The following is a 19544-nucleotide window of genomic DNA, read 5'->3' on the forward strand; positions in this document are numbered from 1 at the left end:
AAAAGTAAAGGATTGTATGTGTTTTGATACATTGCGCAAAGGCTTACTCAAAATCCTGCTGGCAGTTAAAACAATGCCATGCTTTATTGTTAACAAAGGGCAGTACTACCGAAATAAATGATGCAAACTTACCCGGATCGGTAGGGCCAACGTTTGTTGAGGCGCAAAAGGGACAAATTACCAGGTTATTGGTTTCTTCGTCTATTTCAATATGGTCCTGGTCGTGCAAATCGCCATCGGCGGCCAGTATGGCGCGGCAACGTTCCAGGTCGCGTTCAAATATTTTTAATTTAATGCCACCTATAGCCTGGTTATAAATAGGGTTTGCCGTAATGGTATTTTCATCAGCAATAAAGCAGGCTATTCCATTATCCTCCAGTTTGGTGCGTACAATATGCGCCAGCATAACATCATAATAATTCTCAAATGTTATAATCTTATCGTCTTGTTCGGTAGCCATAGTGGTAAGTGAAATAATTATACAAATGTAGCTTGTTTTTTGCTTAATTTGATGCTATGAACCGCATCGACCGTATTTCGGCTATTTTAATTCAGTTACAATCGCGCAGGGTGGTAAAAGCCGGCGATATTGCTGAACGCTTTAACATCAGCCTGCGTACGGTTTACCGGGACATCAGAACGCTTGAAGAAGCTGGTATCCCGCTCATTGGCGAGGCAGGGGTAGGGTATTCTATTATGGATGGTTATCGTTTGCCGCCCGTAATGTTTACCCGCGAAGAGGCTACAGCCTTTTTAACTGCCGAGAAATTTGTTGAAAAACTTACCGATGCCACCACCAACGCGCAATACCAATCGGCCATGTACAAGGTGAGGGCGGTGCTAAAAACATCCGAAAAGGACGCGCTGGAGAACCTGGATGGCAGCATTGAGGTGTTGAAGAGCCACAGCCAGAAACGGGCCGGGAATAATAATGATCATATTCAAACCATACTGGATGCCATTATTTATAAAAAGGTTTTATGCATTGATTATTTTGCCTGGCATAGCCAGGAATTTACCAAACGCGATGTGGAACCCGTTGGCGTGGTTTTCCTTGATAGCTTCTGGCACCTGATAGCCTATTGCCGTTTACGTAACGATTACCGCGATTTCAGGATTGACAGGATCCGCAAGCTGGTAGTTACCGATACCACTTATAACAACAGCAAACACCCAACGCTAAAGGCATACATTGCCCAAACAGCCAAAGAAAAGCATCTGGAACTGGTAGTCATCAGGGTAGATAAAGAGATCTCTAATTACCTGGATCATCAAAAGTATTACAGCGGCTTTGTATCAGAGAAAACCATCGGCAATAAAATTGAGATGACGTTTTTAACCATGTCTATAGAAGGTTTTGCCCGTTGGTTTATGATGTTTGGCGACAAGGCCGAGATCATCAAACCGGATGCTTTAAAAGACAGGGTTTGCGCCATTATTATGGCCATCAGTCAAAAAAATCTGCAGGAAACAAATCTCTACTGACATACTGCTGTCACTTGCCGGTTATTTCTTTGTTGTGCAATTAAAAATTAGTTGGCCATACTGGTCATGTTTTTGCTTTTAATAAACCAGCAGCATCATGAAATACTGGATAACCGTAGTATCAAAAGATCATATATCCCGGGGCATAGCCGGTCGTTTTATGCAGGCCAATCACGGCAAGCCGGCACCATTGAGGCGCATGGCTGCAGGCGATTGGGTGATCATGTATTCGCCCAAACAAAGCATGAACGGAACGGAGTCTTTGCAGGCTTTTACCGCCATTGGGCAGCTTGCCGATGATGAGGTATTCCAACATAAAATGAGCGAAGATTTTATCCCATACCGCCGCAATGTGAACTATTACAAATGTATCCAAACGCCTATCCTGCCTTTGGTAAAAGAGCTCGATTTTATCGCCAATAAAAAGTCATGGGGATACCCTTTCAGGTTTGGATTTCTTGAGATAAACGGGCACGATTTTGGGCTGATAAAAACGCACATGTTAACAGATGAATCAATACCGGTAAACGATAAATAAACAATTAAAAACACTGCATTATGGAAAAGTTAAAAGTAAATACCGAGATTAATTTTAAAGCTCCTGCGGCCAAGGTATGGCAAGGCCTCACCGACCCGGCAATGGTAAAAGAATACTTTTTTGGTACCAATTTAGAGTCGAGCTGGAAGGTAGGGGAGCCCATTACGTTTAGTGGTGAATGGGACGGGAATAAATACCAGGATAAGGGAACAATCCTTGACATCGATCCGGGTAAATTTGTAAAATACAGCTATTGGAGCAGCATGGGCGGAACTGAAGATAAGCCCGAAAACTACGCCAATATTACCTACAGCCTTGCCGAAAACGATGGCGAAACTAAGTTGACTATTACCCAGGATAACGTAAAAAACAAGGAAGCCAAAGAGCACTCTGAACAAAACTGGAAGGGTGTTTTTGAGGAGCTAAGAAAATTAATAGAATAATTTTAATGGTGTAGAGATTGTTTATATAATATCTATAAAAAATTGATTAAAAGTTAATTATATATCAGTATAACAAATAGTAATGACAAATATAACGGAGGATGTGCATATAAAAGGCTTCTTTTTAGAAGGGATCTCGGTACGAACGACCAATCAAAACGGGCAATCGGCAAAGGATATTGGTGAGCTTTGGGGAAGGTTTATGGAGGGTAATGTATTACTGCAAATTGTAGATCGGCTAACCGATGAGATATATTGTGTTTACACTGATTATGAAACTGACCATACAGGCTTCTATACAGCTGTATTAGGCTGTAAAGTAAGTTCGCTGGATAACATTCCCGAAGGGCTGATTAGTCTTATTGTACCGCATGCTGATTATGTAAAATACATAGCCAAAGGCCCACTGCCCAACTGTGTGGCCGAAGCATGGCAGCTGATCTGGAACAGCAATCTTCAGCGTACTTACATTGCTGATTTTGATGTTTGGGGTGCAAAAGCCCAAAACCCGCAAGATGCGGAAGTGGAAATTTATGTGGGAGTGAGGTAGTTATTTAATCGTCATTGCAAGGTGTCTTATAATGACGTGATTCTAAGTTGTCGATGGTCAATCTTTATTTTAAAAAGCTCTATGTCATTGCGAGCGCAGCGCGGCAATCGCGCACTATACAGGGCTCACTTACATGCTGCGCTCGCAATGACATGATTTTTTTTGGTTTTATATAGTACAGAAAATTCTGTAAACCCTAAAATCTCAAAGTTACAATATAGCCTACCTGTTAAAATTCAGTCGTTTACCAACGTTACCTTCAACTAAACTACCGTTAGCATAAGCTACATTACCTGATACCAGGGTGTAAGCTATTTTTGAACGGAAGGTAGTGCCTTCAAATGGGCTCCAGCCACATTTGTATAAAATGTTGCTGCTGTTTACGTTCCATGGTTTATTCAGATCAACCAGCACCAGGTCGGCCCAGTAGCCTTCGCGGATAAAGCCGCGCTTATCTAACTGGAAACAGGTAGCCACGTTATGGGCCATTTTTTCGGCAATTTGTTCGAGGCTTATTTTGCCGTGGTGGTAAAGTTCCAGCATGGCAGGCAGGGCATGCTGCACCAAGGGCCCACCAGACGGAGCCTGCAGATAGGGTAGCGCTTTTTCCTCCATGGTATGCGGTGCATGATCTGTTGCGATAACGTCAATTTTGCCATCCAAAACAGCCTGCAAAATAGCATCCCTGTCGGCCTCGGTTTTTACGGCCGGGTTCCACTTAATCAGGTTGCCTTTGGTTTCATAATCCGCATCGGTAAACCATAGGTGATGTACGCAAGCCTCGGCAGTAATGCGCTTATCTTTTAGGGGTGTGGTGTTATCAAAAAGATGTGTTTCAAGCGCGGTTGATATATGTAAAATATGCAGGCGGGTGTTGTGCTTTTTTGCCAGTTCAACAGCCATTGATGATGACAGGTAACAAGCCTCGGCACTCCTGATCTTCGGGTGCATCGTCACCGGAATATTTTCGCCCAATAATTGTTTGTAGTGGTTCAGGTTGCTTTTTATGGTAGCCTCATCCTCGCAATGTACCGCTATCAGCATAGGCGAACTGGCAAAAAGATTTTCCAGCGTTTGCGGGTTATCAACCAGCATGTTCCCGGTTGATGATCCCATGAACACTTTAATGCCACAAACATTAGCCGTATCTGTACGCAGTACTTCATCCAGGTTGTCATTGGATGCACCCATGAAAAACGAGTAGTTAGCCAATGAGTTTCGTGATGCTATCTCATATTTATCTTCAAGCAACTGCCGGGTTAAAGTGTTGGGTACGGTATTGGGCATTTCCATAAAAGAAGTAATACCACCAGCAACTGCAGCACGGGATTCTGAATGGATATCTGCTTTATAAGTTAAGCCAGGTTCCCTAAAATGCACCTGGTCGTCAATACAACCCGGCAGCAGGTATAAGCCCTCCGCGTTAATCACTTTATCGGCCTGGGTATCTATCTGCGCGTCAATCCGGTCAATCAAGCCGTCTTTCACCAAAACATCGGCAACATATTGCTTGTTTTCATTAACTATCGTAGCACTCTTTATGAGAATTGTAGACATAGGATTTTTGATTTATTGATCAGCAAATTTATAATTTAAATAATAAGCTGCTAATCGTTAAACTGCTGCAAGTTCTGGTGTCTCGGGAAAGTTACCCAGGCTTTTATACATAGGGGTTCCGTTTGCTTCGCTATCCTCAACAGCCCAGTTGGCCATGGCGTACATTACCGGCCTTAAACCCATACCCGAAGCGGTGAGCCGATAGGTAACATAAGGCGGTACCACCGGCCTTGCTTCCCTGATCACCAGGTTATCTGCTTCCAGTTGCTTCAGGTGCTGGATAAGCACTTTCTCGGTAATGCCAGGGACGGCTTTTTTTATTTCACTATACCGCTTACTGCCTGCCAACAGGTGAAACAATATAATGGGTTTCCAATATCCGCCAATGCGCTCCATAACATAAGTTACGGGGCACTCTTTAAAGGCAGCTTGTTTATTTTCCTGTATGGTTGATGCTTCTTTAATTTGGGTCATGATGATACATACTTTAGGGTAAGTACTTGTATAAAAGTAAGTACAAATATAACTTTGTACTCAACAAATCAAAACATACAATTATGAAAATCATCGTAACAGGTTCATTAGGAAATATCAGTAAACCATTGGCAATACAATTAATTGGGGCAGGTCACCAGGTAACCATCATTAGCAGTAATGCTGATAAGGTGACCGCCATTGAAGCATTAGGTGCTACAGCAGCCATAGGCTCGGTAACCGATGCGGATTTTTTGGCAAAAGCATTTACCGGGGCCGATGTGGTATATGCTATGGTGCCGCCAAATTTTGGTGCAGAAAATTTAAGACAGTATATGAACGATGCCGGTAACAGTTATGCCGAAGCTATCCGGAAGGCGGGTGTAAAACGGGTTGTTGGATTAAGCAGCATTGGCGCGCATCTGGACGCCGGCACAGGGCCTATAAAGGGCATTCACGATGTGGAAGATATATTGAATAAATTGGAAAACGTTGCTGTCAAATTTATTCGCGCGCCTTTCTTTTACGTGAACTTTTACAACGATATCGAACTGATTAAGCACCAGGGTATCATCGGTTCAAATTATCCTGCAGATATGAGGCTGATCATGGTACATCCAAAAGACATAGCTGCAGCGCTTGCCGAAGAAATTCAAACAGAGTTTACGGGCAAAAGTGTACGTTATATTGTAAGCGATGAACGCAGCAGCGGCGAGGTTGCCACAGTTTTAGGTAATGCCATAGGCAAGCCGGGGCTGCCATGGATTGAGTTTAGTGATGAGCAAGCCCTGAATGGAATGTTGCAAGCCGGCTTACCCGGAGAAATGGCCAAAAACTTTGTAGAAATGGGGGTAGGTTTGCGCAGCGGGAAATTATGGGAAGATTACGATCTGCACAAACCAGCCAGTCCCGGTAAAATAAGCCTGGAAACATTTGCAAAAGAATTTGCAGATAAATACAACGGATAAGATCCCCCATAAAATAAGAAGCCGCCCCGTAAAATTACCGGGCGGCTTTCTCAAAAAAAGGTCTTTCATCTACAAGTCCTTGCTCTATTATCCAAAAATCCTTTATCCAAAAGTCCTTGCTCCTTCATGCAAAAATCCTTCATCCAAAAGTCCTTGCTCTTTCATCCAAAAATCCTTTATCCAAAAATTATTTCTTTCCCCAATAATAATTCACTCCAAAATTGATATTGGTGTTTAAGCCAAGGTTAAAGGAGTTGGTTTTTGTTTGATAATCATGAGTGTATTGCAGGTTACCGAAACCAAGGTTTACCGCAAGTTTTGGTGTAGCAAAAAATACAATATTAGGGTTACCGCCAACATTTAGCGAACCCGATTTAAAGTTATTAACGTCATGTGCCGAAGTAACCCCAAACTGCGGGAATACGCCAATTTTATCCGTCAGCATGCAATAGTAACGAAAGTGTACGCCTAACGAAAGGGCATCATTATGGTATTTATGATTGTAGGTATAGCTGGTAGTGCCACTATTAATCAACGCGGTATAAGCAGAGGTTTCGGTACCGCCAACGCGTGAGTAACCGGGCTGGATGCCTACCGACCACTTGTTTGAAAGGAAGAATCCAAAGTCGGGATTTATTTGCAGGTTAGAGATGCCATGGTTGGTATAAACTGTTGATCCGGTTGCGTAGGTAAAGGTATTGGTATACCCGTAACCATCGTAATTGTAGTTAAAATTGCCACCAATATAATAGTGACCTTTACCAATTTGAGCGTTTGCAGCACCTGCGGCTGTAATTAAAAATAGAAGTGTAAATAAGTGTTTTTTCATCAATGAATTTATAAGTTACAATTGAGGAGAATTAGACGATAAAGGTCAGCAATAAAGATATTTGCATATTTTTTTGCTATAGTTTCCTTTTCCCGGGTTCTTTTCAATTCGTGGTTTAAACGTAAAAGTGATACTTAAGGTTAGGGCTGATAACTTAAAATAGCCTACTTAAACAAAAAGCCTATCTTTGCAGCATGGCTGTAACTTTTGAAGATTTTAATTTTAACCGGCAAATTTTGACCGCGATAGCTGACGCCGGTTATACCGAAGCTACGCCTATTCAGCAAAAAGCTATTCCGCCTATAATGAATGGGCAGGATGTAATGGGCATAGCGCAAACTGGTACCGGCAAAACGGCCGCTTATGTGTTGCCTATTATCATGAAGCTTAAATATGCCCAGGGCGATCATGCCCGCGCGCTTATTATTTCGCCAACGCGTGAGCTGGCTATGCAGATTGAAGAGAATGTAAAGACTTTTGCTGCCAATACTGATTTACGGGTTGTGGTGCTTTATGGCGGCCTTGGCCCCAAAACACAGATTGAGCAGATTAATAAAGGTGTTGATATTATTGTGGCCACTCCCGGTCGGTTTATGGATATTTACCTGGCAGGGCATATTGTAACCAAAACCTTGCAGGTGCTTGTATTGGATGAGGCCGATAAAATGATGGATATGGGCTTTATGCCCCAGATAAACCGCATACTGGAGGTGGTGCCCGTTAAAAGGCAAAACCTGCTGTTCTCAGCAACCATGAGCGATAAGATCCACGAGTTATCTAATAACTTCCTGGAGTATCCAACCATTATTGAGGTTACGCCACAGGCTACACCTGCGCAAACTGTTAATCAGCATATATTTCATGTGCCCAACGTTAAAACCAAAATAAACCTGCTTAAAAAATTATTGGAGGCCGAAGGTGATATTACCAAGCTGATGATATTTTGTAAAACCCGTGTGGTGGCAGATGATGTTTATAAATTTTTGCTGCGCAAATTTGGCGAAGGCGGTGTTAAGGTGTTGCATGCTAATAAAGGGCAAAATACCCGTATAAACTCTATCAATTCGTTTAAGAACGATGAGGTAAAAATATTGGTGGCTACGGATGTGGCTTCACGTGGGATTGATGTAAGCGATGTGAGCCACGTAATTAATTTTGATGTGCCGGTAGTTATAGAAGATTATGTGCACCGGATAGGGCGTACAGGCCGGGCGCTGCAATCTGGCGAGGCCATTACTTTTTGTGGCCCTGCAGAACAGTACTATCTTAACAAGATAGAAAAACTGATCAAGCAAACCATCCCGGTATCGGCCGTTCCTGATGATGTGTTCATTGAAGAAACCGGTTACGATGAGCGGCAGGCCCAGGCTAAAGAGATAGATATGCAAAAGCGTAAGGATGATCCTGATTTTAAAGGCGCCTTCCACGAAAAGAAAACACTTAATCAGCATAAGAAATTTGATGAGGCTAAAAACAAGGTGAAATATGGTAAAGCATATAAGGCTGCCGGTGGCAAAACCAGGTCGTCATCATCACGTAAAAAGCGTTAATAAACCTTAAAACTACAAATATATTCATAGATGAAATTGCGTATTACCCCGTTAAATTTTGCCACCACATTTTTTTTAGTGGTAGCGGTTTATATATGGCTCAAAGGCGCCGCCATTGCAGGCCATCCGCTTGAAACCTGGAGCGGCACCATCGGCTGGATATTTTTATTGTTTGCGGCGGTAGTGTTTTTCCTCGATCTTATTTTTCGTAACTTTTTTGCCGAACTTAAAAAATTATGGATCATTGAGCTATGCTTTATAGCTTTGGTGGTTATTGTATTTTTATTGGTTAAATAAAAACCATTTATCTAATAAGCAGAGCTCCTCCGGAGCTCCTAAATCAAATTTCATATTTTTCAACAACGCTTCTGCTCTCACCGGGCAGAGGCTTTCAAATAAAAATTACAAATTCATTATAATCCCGTCGCATTAAAATAGCATACTTTTGCGACCTTAATAATCATTAAAATGAAAACTGCCGAAATAAAGCTTACCGTTACTCTTGACGATAATAACGTACCTGAAAATATCATGTGGGAATCAACAGATTCTGCGTCAAAGGAAGCATTGCCTGTAAAATCATTCATGCTGGCCTTATGGGATCAGAGCTATAAAAATACACTGCGTATTGATCTTTGGACTAAGGATATGCCGGTTGATGAAATGAAACGTTTCTTTTACGAAACCCTGCAAACCATGGGCGATAGCTTTTTACGCGCCACCGGCGAAAAGAACATCGTTGAAGATCTGCGCGATTACTGCGCACACTTTGCCGATAAAATGGAAATTAAACAATAACTTTTATCAGTATCAAGTAGTTAGTATCGATAGATAGTATCAAGTCGTAAGTATCAAGATTTTTGATTTTGATACTTGATAGACCTGTAAGTCGCAAAGCGTCCGTTAACGATAATACTAAGTTTGTTTACTACTACTATAGCAGTCTTGCTACTTGATACTAAACCCTTACCCATGCGCCTTAGCTCAATTTTATCATTTGTGGGCTTTTTACTGCTTTTTGCAGGTACCTATAGCCCTTTATTGCGTCCGTTTCATTTATTCAACTGGAATGTTTATCAGCTTAATCAGCCATATGGCATAGTACTATTATTGGTAGCGATAATTGGTATTATTTCTTCGTTTTTAAATCAGCATAAAATTACGCGTGCATCAGCATGGTTGTCGCTGGTTTTAGTGGTGGTATTGCTGGCAGCTGCAATTTTTAAAGTAAAAACCACATTTAGTTTTATACCATTCCACAAGTTTGATACGCTGTTAACTAAGCAAATTAAATTTAAATGGGGATGGTGGGTTTTATTTGCCGGCCCTGTACTGGCATTGGCTGGTGCATTAAGCAGTAAACCTAAAGGCTATGTAAAACCACCGGAAGTAATTTGATTAAAACAATTTATTCCTAAAATGTTTATTAGCTGAACATTATACAGGGATAATTTTTTTTAAACATATTTGTACCATTAATTAGTTTTAAATGTTGAGATTTTCTTTTCGCCAGCAAGTACTTGCCGGCTTTATTGTATCCATAATATTGGTTTTAGTGGTTGGCGTACTTTCCTATTCCAGCATCCGCCAGTTAGAGGAAGATAATGTATGGGTTAATCATACCCAAAATGTTATTAAATCATCAACAAATTTGCTGCAACATTTAATAGATGCCGAAACTGGTATGCGCGGTTATGGTGCAACAGCAAAAAAGGTATTTCTTGAACCCTACAATGAAGCCCTGCCCCGCATTGACCAAGATCTGCAGGATTTAAGAACACTTACCAAAGATAATCATGCTCAACAAAAACGGATTGATTCATTAGTTTCTTCGGTAACTGCCGAGCGCGCCATCTTAAAAGAAAATATTGAAACCCGCGAAAGTAAAGGGCTTGAATACATGGTTGCCAACAGCATGTTTCTTAATGGCAAACAACACATGGATATGATACGGGGGCTTGTTGGTCGTGTTATTGATAACGAAAGCAGATTGCTAAATGTCCGCAAAAAAAATTCAGAATCTGCTTCTGACAGGGCTATTATCATTATCGTTTTCGGTTCATTAATATTCCTGGTCATTATCCTGCTTTTATTCTTCTATATACAGGCAACTTTTAATCAGCAGAAAAAAATAGAAGATGAAATTAAAGTAGCCAATATTGAGCTGGCCAAAGTGCTTGCCGAAAATGAAGCTAAAAATTGGTTACTAACGGGTACCGGTATTCTTAACGAAAAGATGCAGGGGCAGCAAAGCGAAAAAGAATTATCTAAAAACATACTGACCGAAGTTTGTAGCCATAGTAAAGCGGCTGCAGGTACATTTTATTTATATGATGAACGGGAACAACACCTGGAGTTGTATGCTTCATATGCGTTTCATAATCCCGAACTGTTAAAGAAAACAATTAAATTATCAGAAGGATGGGTTGGCCAGGTTGCACTGGATGAAAAAGCCGCTGTTGTAAAAGGCAAACTGAACGATAGGCTTGAAATTTCGTCGTCGGTAGTTAAAGAGCTTTTGACAGAAACTTTTATTGTTCCTTTCTTTTTTGATAAAAAGTTAAAGGGGGTAATGGAGGTTGCTTTTGGTGCCGGTTTATCTGATAGCGACAGGGGATATATTCTTGCTGTTGCAAACGATATAGGTATAGCGGTTAACACAGCACAGGCACGCACCATTATGCATGATCTGTTTGAGGAAACCCAGCAACAGGCAGAAGAGCTGGAAGCACAACAGGAAGAAATGCGCGTTACCAACGAAGAGCTGATGAACAAAACAGAAATGTTGCAGGCATCAGAAGAAGAGTTACGCGTGCAACAGGAAGAGCTGCGTACCATAAACGCCGAATTGGAAGAAAAGGCCAGCCTGCTTGAAGAAAAAAACCAGGCCATTGAAGAAGCCCGCGCCGCCATTAACCTCAAAGTGGAGGAACTGGAAACAACAGGCAAATATAAATCGGAGTTTTTGGCCAATATGAGCCATGAGCTGCGCACCCCGCTAAATAGTATCCTGGTATTGGCGCGTATCCTTAGGGATAACAAACCACACAACCTATCAGAAGACCAGATCAAATATGCCAGTGTGATATTTAACGCCGGTAACGATCTGCTTACGTTGATCAATGATATCCTCGATCTATCAAAAATTGAATCTGGCAAGCTTGATATGCAAAATGAGGATATCAAAATATCTGAAATTTTGGGCGATATGGAAATGCTGTTTTCAGAAATTGCCGGTCACAAAAAGATCAACTTTAAAACCAGTGTTGCCCATGATGTACCTGTAACCGTATTTACTGACAAGGTAAGGGTTGAACAGGTTATTAAAAACCTGCTCTCGAACGCGTTTAAATTTACCTCAGAGAATGGATCAATATCCATTACCGCTAAACCGGGGGCAAAAGATAAAACCGTCAGCTTTGCCATAAAAGATTCTGGTATTGGTATTCCTGCCGAAAAACAACGGATCATATTTGAGGCCTTTCAACAAGCCGATGGTTCAACCAGTCGCAAATATGGTGGTACAGGTTTAGGCCTTTCTATCAGCAGAGAACTGGCCTTACTGCTTGGCGGCAGCATTACCCTGAGCAGCGAACCCGGCCTGGGCAGCGAATTTGTGCTCACAATACCTTTTGAAGCTAAAGTGGTGCCGATAGTTGATGATATTATATTGCCAACCGCGCAAACTTTTAAAGCAGAAAATAATTTTTTGAAACCGGCTAAAGCTGTGGCAAGAGAGGATAACCGCGATCCGCTGGTTGTAATTGTAGAGGATGATAAAAACTTTGCCAATATTTTGCAGGACTATGCCCGCGATCATGGTTATAAATCAATTATGGTATATGAAGGTACCCGTGCCTTTGAAACCGTAAAAGAGGCTAAGCCTGATGCCGTGATATTGGATATTATGCTGCCCGGTAAAGATGGCTGGCAGATATTGAAAGAATTAAAAGCTGATGAGGCAACCATGCATATTCCTGTTCACCTGATGTCGGCCGGTGAGGCTGCCGCTAACCGGGTGCATAAGGAGGGGGCCATCAGTTTCCTGAAGAAACCTATCAATACCGAAACACTGGATAAGCTGTTTGCCGACATCATGTTGCACAGCGGTGTTAAGTTTAGTCAGATATTACTTGTGGAAGATCACAAGGTGCAGAGCCAGGCGCTTAAAGATATGATGATAAGCCAGGGTATTACGGTTGACCAGGCTTTTGACGGCGAATCGGCATTCAGAATGCTGCACGAAAATGAGTATCAGTGTGTGATCCTTGACCTTAACCTGCCCGATATTTCAGGACTGGACCTGCTTGATAAGATAAAAAATGTTGACCGCTTTGCACCATTGCCTGTAATAGTAAATACAGCTATGGAGCTTGATAAGGCATCTGTTAACAGGCTGATGCAGTATGCCAATGCCATGGTAGTTAAAACCAACAAATCTGCCGATAGGCTGATTGATGAGGTTAACCTGTTCCTGAACAAAATAAGCGAATCTGTGGGCCAGGTATCAACACCTATATCAAAACCCAAATTACCAACTAAGGGGAAGGATGCCATTAAAGGTAAAAAGGTGCTTATAGTTGATGACGATATGCGCAATATTTTTGCTTTAAGCAGCGCCCTGCAAAGCTATGACCTGGTTGTGGAAATAGCCAACGATGGCGAAGAAGCCATTGCCAAGCTGGAAGAGGTGCATGATATTGATATTGTACTGATGGATATCATGATGCCCAAAATGGATGGATATGAGGCCACAAGGTACATTCGCAAGCAAAACAAATGGGCTAAATTGCCTGTAATAGCTTTAACTGCAAAAGCAATGAAAGATGACCGTGAAAAGTGCATAGCCGCCGGGGCAAATGATTACATCACAAAGCCGGTTGATATGGACAGGTTAATTTCGTTAATGCAACTGTGGCTGGAAAGTTAATTATGACCGATACTTCTGTTATTATATCATCCACCCAAATATCCGAGCTGATTGACCTGGTTAAAAGGATTCATGGCTTTGATTTTTCGGGATATACCAAGGCCTCTTTAAAACGGAGGATCACCAGGATCATGCAACTTAAAAAAATAAGCTATTATGACCTTAAACACATGTTGGTGAATGATCAGTCCTTTTTCCAGGATTTTTTAGAGGAAATAACGGTTAACGTTACCGAAATGTTTAGGGATCCTACTTTTTACAAAGCTGTAAATAGCCAGGTTGTGCCTTATCTTTCAACCTATCAGCATTCAAAAATATGGGTTGCAGGCTGCTCAACCGGCGAGGAAGTATACTCGCTGGCTATATTAATGCGCGAGGCCGGTTTAAGCCAAAAATCATTCATATACGGTACGGATATTAACACCGAAGTATTAAAGGAAGCCCGTAAAGGTATTTATAGCCTGCGCAACATAAAAAGCTATGCCGAAAATTACCAGCTTACAGGGTTAAGAGGATCAATATCAGATCATTTTACTATTCTATATGATGCGGCGTCAATCCATAACGAGTTGAAACAAAATACACTTTTTTCCGTTCATAACCTGGTTTCAGACGGGGTGTTTAACGAGTTTCAGCTCATTAGCTGCCGTAACGTATTCATCTACTTTGAAACTGAACTACAAGAGCGCATTCTGGAGCTTTTTTACCAAAGTTTATGCCCGCTGGGGTATTTGTGCCTGGGCAGTAAAGAAACTATCCGCTCTGATGCTTTCAAAAAGAAGTTTAAGGTAATTAATCAAAAAGAAAACATCTATCAAAAAGTTGGGTCCTGATAAAAAATTAATTGAGCGCTGGAAATCTGCCGAAATATTATTGTTAGGCGGATCGGCAGGCTCATTTAAATTGGTGTTCCAAATAGTTAAATTACTTTCGTCTGAACTTAATAAGGCGGTAATTATAGTAATTCACAGAAAAAAAAATTATTTAAGTGAGATAGAAAGACTGTTTGCCGAAAATTGCCGTATCTTGATGCGTGAAATTGCAGATAAGGATATTCTTAACAAGAATACTATCTACATAGCGCCGGCAAATTACCATACCCTTATCGAAAAAGAAGGTACATTCAGTTTGGATGTTTCTGAAGCTGTTTGGTTTTCTAAACCATCAATTGATGTTACCTTTGAGAGCTTTGCCGAAGTTTACAAAGATCGTTGTATAGCTATTTTGTTATCCGGTGCAAACCAGGATGGCGCCGAAGGTTTATTAAAGCTGAGGAATAGTGGCGCAACAACGATAGGACAGCACCCGGAAGATGCAGAAATGGACGAAATGCCGCAGGCAGCTATCAATATTGGAGCTGCCGAATATATATTGCGAACAGAAGAGATTTTTAATTTATTGAATACATAAAGATTCACCATACATATAATCAATATTACATGCCCCCTGTAAATATTCTTATTGTTGATGATAGAGAAGAGAATATAATAGCACTTGATGCATTATTAAAACGCGATGACATTCGTATTTTTTCTACAACATCCCCAAATGAAGCCCTTAAGATAGCCTGGGAAAATCATATTGCCATAGCATTAGTTGATGTGCAGATGCCCGAAATGGATGGTTTTGAGCTGGTAGAAATGCTTAAATCAAACCCGCGCACCAAAGATATTATGGTGATTTTTGTTACCGCAATATCAAAGGAAACCAAATACGCGGTTAAAGGCCTGGGCACGGGCGCTATTGATTATTTGTATAAACCACTTGATCCTTATATTACTTCGGCAAAGGTTGATTCATTTGTGCAACTTGCCCGTATACAAGCCGAAATAAAAAAGAAAAACGATGAATTACAAAACTTTTCCATCGTTGTAAAAAACTCGGCCGATATTATTTGTTCTGTTGATGCCCAAACCCTGCGGATAGAAAATATTAACCCGGCGGTTGAATCTATCATGAGGTTTAAACCTGCCGAACTATTGGGTAATAATGTTGTTAACCTGGCCGTTGCAGAGGATCAGCCGGCGTTTCGTAAAAAGCTTGGCGAGATTATTAATGACAACCTCAGTTTCGCTGTTTTTGAATTCAGGTTTGAAAGGTTTGATAAAAAGGTGATCTGGGTGGAGTGCCGTGCATCTTACCATAACAAAATAATTTTTATCAATATCAGCGATATATCACCGCAGAAAAGTTACCAGGAGCAACTGATAAAATCAAAAGAGGAGGCAGAATATAGTAAAAAAGTTAAAGAAACCTTTTTTGCTAATATGAGTCATGAATTGCGTACCCCTGTTAACGGTATTATTGGTATAACCAGTATGTTGCTTAAAACCAATTTGGATGAACAGCAAAAGGGAATGCTTGACCTGTTGGAGACGTCATCAAAATCGCTTTTAGGTGTTATAAACGATGTGTTGGATATTTCAAAGATAGAGGCCGGTAAGTTTAATATTGTACGTACAGAAAATAATGTACATGACATCATTAAGTCGGTATTTGATCTGTTAAAATTCAGAGCTGACGAAAGTAATATTGATTTTTTGCTGGAGATAGATCATGACGTGCCGCACCATTTGTTGATTGACGCGTTAAGACTTAATCAAATCCTCATGAACCTGCTGAGCAATGCCATAAAATTTACCGAGCGAGGTTATGTAAAGCTAAAAGTATCCGTATTGCAAAGGCATAATGATAAGGTGAAATTACAATATAGCGTTGAAGATACAGGGATAGGCATCCCAGCAGACAGGTTGGCCAACGTATTTGAGTCATTTGAGCAAGCCGACGCAGATACGGAAAGTAAATATGGTGGTACTGGTCTAGGCCTGGCCATTGTAACCAAACTGGTTGAACTTAAGGGCGGCGAACTAAGTGTGAGCAGCGAGGTAGGCAAAGGCAGTACCTTTAGCTTTATAAACTGGCACACTATTGTTAATAAACCAGTTGAAGAAGTTGGGCCAATATCAAGTAAGGCGCTTCCATCGTTCCATAACATAAAAGTGTTGGTTGCCGAAGATAATATGGTGAACCAGTTTATGCTGTCGAAAATATTGAAAGACTGGCAGATAGAAGTGGATATGGTTGATAACGGCCGTAAAGCACTTGATAAGCTAGCTACCAAACATTACGATATTATTTTGATGGATACCCACATGCCCGAAATGAATGGCTACGAAGCAGCCAGGAATATCAGGGTTGATTTTGTGGAACCTAAAAGGAGCATACCTATTATATCACTGTCGGCAGCATCATTTGGGCACGAGCAGCAAGAGGCTTTAACGGCGGGAATGAATGATGTGCTTTCAAAACCTTTCCAGCCATATCAGTTGCATGAAAAAATGAGCAGGCTGCTGTTAAAACGTAAGGATATGTTAGAAATTTAACCTTGTTTGGCCCACACCCATAACGCGGGCCTCATGCTCCAACAGCCATTGTTTGCGCCAAAGGCCACCCGCGTAACCGGTTAGACTACCATCTGATCCAATAACCCGGTGGCATGGAACAACAACCCATAAATTGTTTTTACCATTGGCCGCGGCAATAGCTCTTATAGCCAAAGGGTTATTCATTTGGTTGGATAGCTGCGCATAACTCATGGTAACACCATAGCCAATTTGCAACAGATTATCCCATACCTGTTGCTGAAATGCGGTGCCGGGTTGCTTTATGGGGAAATCGAATGTTTTTCTTTCACCTGCAAAATACTCCGCTAACTGGTCGATAACCGTTTGCAATAACTGGGTTGGGGCAGGGCTTACCTCAGGTTCATCATCTAAAATAGAGATGCCCGAAATACAATCATCATCCTGGGTAATACGGGTTATTCCAACCGGTGTACGGCAATAAGCTATGGGCATGGTTTGTTAATTGATATGCGAATTTAAAACTAAATAAGTGCAAAAAGCAGGGCCGGTGTAATTCTCATATTAATACGGGCGGAGGCGGTGTTCAGTCTCTTGCATAAAACGCCATAGTTCTTACAAATTATTACCTTTGCCGCATGAAGCTTGTTAACGAAACCATCCATTTGCTAAAAAAGGAAATTCTGCTGGAGTGGCGGTCAAAATATGCTTTTAATGGGGTTTTGCTATATGTGGTATCAACCGTATTTGTTTGTTATATATCGTTTAACCTAACGCCAGGTTTTAGCGGTAGCAGCAGCTACCCCCTGGTATGGAATGTGCTTTTCTGGATCATTATGTTATTTGCATCGGTTAACGCCATTGCCAAAAGCTTCATGCAGGAAAGCAAGAACCGCCTGCTGTATTACTACTCCATTGCCAGCCCGCAGGCTATCATCCTGTCAAAAACCATCTATAATATATTGCTGATGTCATTGATCAGTTTCCTGGCATTGATAGTATATAAAGTGTTTTTTGTTAAACCTCTTGGCGATCCTTTATTTTACTTCATTGCCGTTTTTATAGGCAGTGTCAGCTTTTCAACCGTGTTCACCATGATATCGGCTATTGCTTCAAAAGCGGGTAATAATGGTACGCTGATGGCCATATTGAGTTTCCCGGTTATTATACCTGTAATACTTATACTTATCCGCTTAAGTAAAAGTGCTATGGATGGTGTTGACAGAAGTTTTAGCTATGGCAATATAGGTGTTTTGTTCGCCATAAACGCCATTGTAATAACTACGGCATTGTTGCTTTTTCCGTATTTGTGGCGCGATTAAATTCTTCATATTAATACCTTTCTTTTTTGTTGCCACGTAAAAGTACGGTAGAAATTACGGTGAAAACACCTATTGTACTTTCTGTGCTTTGAGGTACATTTATATCAATATAAGTAGCTGATTTTTAGTTTGTCATCGATGGTTTGACATTTCTGTTTAATTGTTAAAATCAAATTGAAAAATCAGTCAACAACCACAGTTGTAACCTAAACCTTATTCAAAAATTCCCGCCAATCAGCCAGGTTTAGGAATATGGCAGTTACTAATTGCTGATGATAAAGCCCATGAAATATTAAAAAAGGATATAAAAGTTGTGTAATGAAAGATATAGTTTATTTTTTGGGTGCCGGTTTCAGTAAAAGCTTTGGATATCCTCTAACCGGCGAAATTATGCCTGAGATTTTATCAAAGCTTTTAAAACATGATTTGTTTGAATTAGGTGCAACCAAAACAGATGAAGAATGGGATCAGGAAGAAAAACTTTTACACTACCTGTATTTGATATATCCGGGGTTGAAGAGCGTCAAAAAAAATGAAGTAAATCAAAGTCAGGATATTCCTAATATTACCGAGGTTTTATCATTTATTGATCATTGCTGTTTATACAACGCGCCGCCGCATCCAAAACTTAATGAAAAAAATCTCAGGGACTTTCAAGCATTGTTAAAAAGGGCAGTTGATGAATTACTGATAGCATATCATTTAACCGAATATTCTGAACGAGAGGAAGAATTAATTCCATTATTCTTTGACCCCATAAAGCAGGAAAAGAAAAATGGTACAGTAAGTATTATTACCACTAATTACGATTTAATTATTGACGAGCAATTTGTTGATGCTGCCGAAGAAAACAGGATAGATTATGGAATTAATTATAGAAGCGTACTTACAGATGAAATAGAGTTTCAACAAAGCAGGCCACTTTTTAAGTACTTTAAGCTTCATGGTTCGCTTAACTGGGTAAGGTGCGATTATTGCGGGCAGTACTATATAAATCCTTATGGAAGCATTTTGCACCAGGCGTATATAACCCAAAAAAAGACAGATAATACATGCATTTGCAATAACTCACTTACTTTAAAAAGTGTAATGGTTACCCCATCTTTTGTAAGGGATATCAGGGATTCAAACCTGTTACAGATATGGAAAGGGGCCATGGAAGCTATCCGTAATGCGGATAAGCTCATTTTTATAGGTTATTCTTTGCCCGCAGAAGATCTTGCCATTAAATCTATCATTATGCGTGGCATTAACGGCAGGCAAAAGAAAAATAAGTTGGAAGTTGATGTAGTTTTAAAAGATGATAAGCCAAAGTCAAATTATATTAATTTGTTTGGCAATACCATAAATTATTCATCATCGGGATTGGAACATTACCTATCTAAATCTTTAAAAACGCTGGTTTGATTTATAGAATTAACCTGAAGGGCGGTTTGGAAATAAACAGACCGTGTTGCTTCGTGCCTACCTATGAGCTATAAAGCTTCGTCATTGCTGAGGATGGAAGCAATCCCCGATCTACAGAGTAGTGGTTCC

The 19544-nt window shown here is 40.7% G+C and carries 20 protein-coding genes; 15 read left to right on the forward strand and 5 right to left on the reverse strand.

Annotated elements, in window-relative coordinates; translation table 11 throughout:
* Positions 1-43: 43 nt before the first annotated feature.
* Entirely contained in the window at positions 44-460 is a 417-nt protein-coding gene (locus AC1DYB_RS28355) for a putative signal transducing protein (RefSeq protein WP_295719498.1), read from the reverse strand.
* 56 nt (positions 461-516) lie between these two features.
* Between AC1DYB_RS28355 and AC1DYB_RS28360 the strand changes: the two genes are divergently transcribed.
* The 4 genes from AC1DYB_RS28360 (at position 517) to AC1DYB_RS28375 (ending at position 3016) form a co-directional block, all read left to right on the forward strand.
* Positions 517-1485 (forward strand): helix-turn-helix transcriptional regulator, encoded by a 969-nt coding sequence (locus AC1DYB_RS28360; protein WP_477440022.1) that lies wholly within the window; start codon positions 517-519, stop codon positions 1483-1485.
* Between the two features lie 97 nt (positions 1486-1582).
* Entirely contained in the window at positions 1583-2023 is a 441-nt protein-coding gene (locus AC1DYB_RS28365; protein ID WP_477440024.1) for an EVE domain-containing protein, read from the forward strand.
* 20 nt (positions 2024-2043) lie between these two features.
* Positions 2044-2466 carry an SRPBCC family protein gene (locus AC1DYB_RS28370; protein ID WP_477440026.1) on the forward strand — a complete coding sequence of 141 codons (423 nt, stop codon included), beginning with the start codon at positions 2044-2046 and terminating at the stop codon, positions 2464-2466.
* Between the two features lie 82 nt (positions 2467-2548).
* On the forward strand, positions 2549-3016 hold the full coding sequence (locus AC1DYB_RS28375) for a GyrI-like domain-containing protein (RefSeq protein ID WP_477440029.1): 468 nt from the start codon (positions 2549-2551) through the stop codon (positions 3014-3016).
* Positions 3017-3238: 222 nt separating this feature from the next.
* Here AC1DYB_RS28375 and AC1DYB_RS28380 read toward each other — a convergent pair whose 3' ends face one another.
* Both AC1DYB_RS28380 and AC1DYB_RS28385 read right to left on the reverse strand, forming a co-directional pair.
* A complete protein-coding gene (locus tag AC1DYB_RS28380; RefSeq protein ID WP_477440031.1) occupies positions 3239-4573 on the reverse strand; it encodes a dihydroorotase in 1335 nt (444 codons plus the stop codon).
* 57 nt (positions 4574-4630) lie between these two features.
* Entirely contained in the window at positions 4631-5047 is a 417-nt protein-coding gene (locus AC1DYB_RS28385; protein WP_477440033.1) for a winged helix-turn-helix transcriptional regulator, read from the reverse strand.
* 83 nt (positions 5048-5130) lie between these two features.
* Here AC1DYB_RS28385 and AC1DYB_RS28390 point away from each other — a divergent pair, with 83 nt between their 5' ends.
* Positions 5131-6015: an NAD(P)H-binding protein gene (locus AC1DYB_RS28390; protein ID WP_477440035.1), complete on the forward strand. Its 885-nt coding sequence runs from the start codon at positions 5131-5133 to the stop codon at positions 6013-6015.
* A 187-nt stretch (positions 6016-6202) separates the two neighbouring features.
* On the opposite strand, the gene AC1DYB_RS28395 is transcribed toward AC1DYB_RS28390, so the two are convergent.
* Positions 6203-6844 carry a hypothetical protein gene (locus tag AC1DYB_RS28395; protein ID WP_295719483.1) on the reverse strand — a complete coding sequence of 214 codons (642 nt, stop codon included), beginning with the start codon at positions 6842-6844 and terminating at the stop codon, positions 6203-6205.
* Positions 6845-7038: 194 nt separating this feature from the next.
* Here AC1DYB_RS28395 and AC1DYB_RS28400 point away from each other — a divergent pair, with 194 nt between their 5' ends.
* The 8 genes from AC1DYB_RS28400 to AC1DYB_RS28435 all read left to right on the forward strand — a co-directional run bounded on the left by AC1DYB_RS28400 (position 7039) and on the right by AC1DYB_RS28435 (position 16707).
* A complete protein-coding gene (locus AC1DYB_RS28400) occupies positions 7039-8394 on the forward strand; it encodes a DEAD/DEAH box helicase (RefSeq protein WP_477392662.1) in 1356 nt (451 codons plus the stop codon).
* A gap of 30 nt (positions 8395-8424) precedes the next feature.
* Complete coding sequence (locus AC1DYB_RS28405) at positions 8425-8691, forward strand: hypothetical protein (protein WP_295719477.1); 267 nt, start codon at positions 8425-8427, stop codon at positions 8689-8691.
* 171 nt (positions 8692-8862) lie between these two features.
* On the forward strand, positions 8863-9192 hold the full coding sequence (gene gldC, locus AC1DYB_RS28410; protein WP_295719474.1) for a gliding motility protein GldC: 330 nt from the start codon (positions 8863-8865) through the stop codon (positions 9190-9192).
* 174 nt (positions 9193-9366) lie between these two features.
* On the forward strand, positions 9367-9792 hold the full coding sequence (locus AC1DYB_RS28415) for a hypothetical protein (RefSeq protein WP_477440037.1): 426 nt from the start codon (positions 9367-9369) through the stop codon (positions 9790-9792).
* A gap of 91 nt (positions 9793-9883) precedes the next feature.
* Positions 9884-13324 (forward strand): response regulator, encoded by a 3441-nt coding sequence (locus AC1DYB_RS28420; protein ID WP_477440039.1) that lies wholly within the window; start codon positions 9884-9886, stop codon positions 13322-13324.
* Positions 13325-13326: 2 nt separating this feature from the next.
* Positions 13327-14157: a CheR family methyltransferase gene (locus AC1DYB_RS28425; RefSeq protein WP_295719467.1), complete on the forward strand. Its 831-nt coding sequence runs from the start codon at positions 13327-13329 to the stop codon at positions 14155-14157.
* On the forward strand, positions 14147-14734 hold the full coding sequence (locus AC1DYB_RS28430) for a chemotaxis protein CheB (protein ID WP_477440041.1): 588 nt from the start codon (positions 14147-14149) through the stop codon (positions 14732-14734). The genes AC1DYB_RS28425 and AC1DYB_RS28430 overlap by 11 nt, the downstream gene beginning before the upstream one ends.
* 29 nt (positions 14735-14763) lie before the next feature.
* On the forward strand, positions 14764-16707 hold the full coding sequence (locus tag AC1DYB_RS28435; protein ID WP_477440043.1) for a hybrid sensor histidine kinase/response regulator: 1944 nt from the start codon (positions 14764-14766) through the stop codon (positions 16705-16707).
* Here the strand turns inward: AC1DYB_RS28435 and AC1DYB_RS28440 are convergent.
* On the reverse strand, positions 16696-17181 hold the full coding sequence (locus AC1DYB_RS28440) for a methylated-DNA--[protein]-cysteine S-methyltransferase (RefSeq protein ID WP_295719460.1): 486 nt from the start codon (positions 17179-17181) through the stop codon (positions 16696-16698). The genes AC1DYB_RS28435 and AC1DYB_RS28440 overlap by 12 nt on opposite strands.
* A gap of 143 nt (positions 17182-17324) precedes the next feature.
* Between AC1DYB_RS28440 and AC1DYB_RS28445 the strand changes: the two genes are divergently transcribed.
* Both AC1DYB_RS28445 and AC1DYB_RS28450 read left to right on the forward strand, forming a co-directional pair.
* Positions 17325-18008 carry a heme exporter protein CcmB gene (locus AC1DYB_RS28445; RefSeq protein WP_477440045.1) on the forward strand — a complete coding sequence of 228 codons (684 nt, stop codon included), beginning with the start codon at positions 17325-17327 and terminating at the stop codon, positions 18006-18008.
* Positions 18009-18326: 318 nt separating this feature from the next.
* Positions 18327-19415: an SIR2 family protein gene (locus tag AC1DYB_RS28450; RefSeq protein WP_477440047.1), complete on the forward strand. Its 1089-nt coding sequence runs from the start codon at positions 18327-18329 to the stop codon at positions 19413-19415.
* The last annotated feature ends 129 nt before the right edge of the window (positions 19416-19544 follow it).

This window comes from Mucilaginibacter sp. P2_A4 (assembly GCF_056405015.1).